Annotated in this window: 1 protein-coding gene and 2 pseudogenes; 1 reads left to right on the forward strand and 2 read right to left on the reverse strand. The window is 69.0% G+C overall.

The window, feature by feature from the left end; genetic code table 11:
- Positions 1-150: 150 nt before the first annotated feature.
- Together ACFWTC_RS38820 and ACFWTC_RS38825 are read right to left on the reverse strand one after the other, a co-directional pair.
- Positions 151-375 (reverse strand): annotated as a pseudogene (locus ACFWTC_RS38820) (nucleotidyl transferase AbiEii/AbiGii toxin family protein); the annotation flags it as partial.
- A 5-nt stretch (positions 376-380) separates the two neighbouring features.
- Positions 381-774: pseudogene (locus ACFWTC_RS38825) on the reverse strand (hypothetical protein).
- A 507-nt stretch (positions 775-1,281) separates the two neighbouring features.
- On the opposite strand from ACFWTC_RS38825, the gene ACFWTC_RS38830 reads away from it, so the two are divergent.
- Positions 1,282-1,947: a carbamoyltransferase N-terminal domain-containing protein gene (locus ACFWTC_RS38830; protein ID WP_384030710.1), complete on the forward strand. Its 666-nt coding sequence runs from the start codon at positions 1,282-1,284 to the stop codon at positions 1,945-1,947.
- Positions 1,948-2,008: the final 61 nt, after the last annotated feature.

The raw sequence follows: 2,008 nt of genomic DNA on the forward strand, positions 1-2,008 counted from the left end.
TCGCTCGGTTCTCATGGGTCTCGACAACCACATGATCACCAGCACCGTGCCTGCTCTGCTGTCCGGGTTCCCTTACGGCACACCGGACATGACGTTACGTCACGCATGAACCCGGCGAACCGGACCAACCTCGACTACGCAATGCCCCTGGGTCTCCAGCGCGTGCACCTTCCAGCCGCGGGCTTCCAGGCCGGCGCGGAGCGTGGCCGCGATGTCGGCCATGGGCGCCGGGTTCTCGGTGGCGACATCGAGGTCCTGGCTGGGGCGGTTCACGAGGCGGTGCGCCCGCACGGCATACCCGCCAGTGAGGACCAGGGGATACGGGGATCCGAGGGCGATCACATCCGCCAGGAGCCGCGCGTGCAGCTCCGGCATGTCCGTCACGCGGCTGCCTGGGTGCGGGAGGCGAGCTGAGCGAAGGCGTCCTCCCACACGGTGCGCACGGTGCGGCCGACGAGAGTGCGCAGCACCGGCCACAGCTGGAGGAGCAGGTCCTGGTTGAGGTAGCGGGGGCAGGTCGTCGTGCAGGCCCTCATGCAAGACAGTGCGGTACAGGCCCATGCGCTGGCGCGGCTTGCCCAGGTCGTACGAGGTCATCCCGGACCAGGCCATGTGCAGCGGCAGCTCGACGACCCCCTGGGTCGGGCCGTGCAACTCGTTCAGCGACTCCGGCAGACGGCACCGGAACTTCTCCCGGTACAGCGCGAGGTCCTCGGCGTCCGTGCCCGAGAGGTTCTTCGACGCGGGTGCGGGGTGGTGCGGGCTGGAGGGCATGCCTCCCATTATGGCGGCAGCTTCCCGCTCGCCGAGCAGCTGGACGCGGCCGATCACCGGCCGACATCCACCGGCAGGAAAGTCGGAACGGTCCGCCGCCGCGGCAAACTCGTTTGGCGCGGGCGTCTCTGGACATGCGGACGAGGGCAATGCGGTAGAGGGCTGAGTTGGCTCCGCGATTACCGCTGCGCGGGACGGCAACCAAGGCCCAGATCCGCGCCTTGGTTGCCGGGAAGGAGGCCGGCTGCACCGACGTACTCACCGTGGCCGGGCTCCCTGTCCCGGCCACGGCATGGGACTCGCCGAGGTGATGGTCGCGCTCGGCATCGCCTCCCAGACCAGCGGTGTGTGGTCCATGCCCGTCACGCTCCCGACCCCCGAAGACGAACTGCCACTTGCTCGCACGCGGATCTCCGGTCTGGCCCGCCTGCGGGCAGCACAGGCCGCCCGCTCGAAGGCTGACGAGCGACCCAGTCGCTGGGTTGTATGCAGCAGGCGTACAGGCGCATGTGCGCCCTCGTGCATCGCGGGCCTCCGCTTCTGCAGTGGAGAACCCAGGCCTTGAGGAGGCTGCTGTGGCAAGGATCGTGGAGGGGAAACACCGGTCGCCGATCGGGGACGACGGGCACCAGCCGAGTCGGCCCGTACCGCCGCCCCCTCCTCCCTCTTTACTTCCACCCCTCCGCCTGCCTGGTCATCGACGGGAAGGTGGTCGCCTTCGCTGAGGAGGAGCGCTTCTCCCGCCGCAGGCACCACAAGGACTCCCGCTCCTGCGCGGTGGCCGCGGCCTACTGCCTGTCCGAGGCCGGCATCACCCTGGCCGACGTTGACGAGATCGCCATCGCCTTCAATCCGGCCTGGCCTACGCCGAGCAACATCTGCACGGACGCCGAGCTGATCGCCGAACTCCTCGCCCCCGCCCTGTTCGGCCACCACCGGCCCCGGCAGGTCACCGTGGTCGAGCACCACCTCGCGCACGCCGCCTCCGCCTTCCACCCCAGCGGCTTCGACGAGGCCGCCGCTCAACATCGTCCGGCCCGAAGCTTGGTGGACCATCGACCCACTACGTACAGCCCGCACCAGCAGACTCGAACGCCTCAGCCACCGACTCGCCCGCTGACGCATTCAGCAGCGGAGTCTCTAGTAGGGCTTGGTCAGGTCGGTTGTGGTTGAGCGTGTCCTTCTGGCCCGGTGTTGCGTTGAGGGGGCGTGACTCCGGACGAGATTGTGTCTG

This window comes from Streptomyces sp. NPDC058619, from assembly GCF_042717785.1.
Taxonomy (GTDB): domain Bacteria; phylum Actinomycetota; class Actinomycetes; order Streptomycetales; family Streptomycetaceae; genus Streptomyces.

What these genes read in the sequence shown, in the direction of transcription:
- ACFWTC_RS38830 (WP_384030710.1), top strand. Translation starts at nt 1,282, where the DNA reads ATGTGCGCCCTCGTGCATCGCGGGCCTCCGCTTCTGCAGTGGAGAACC.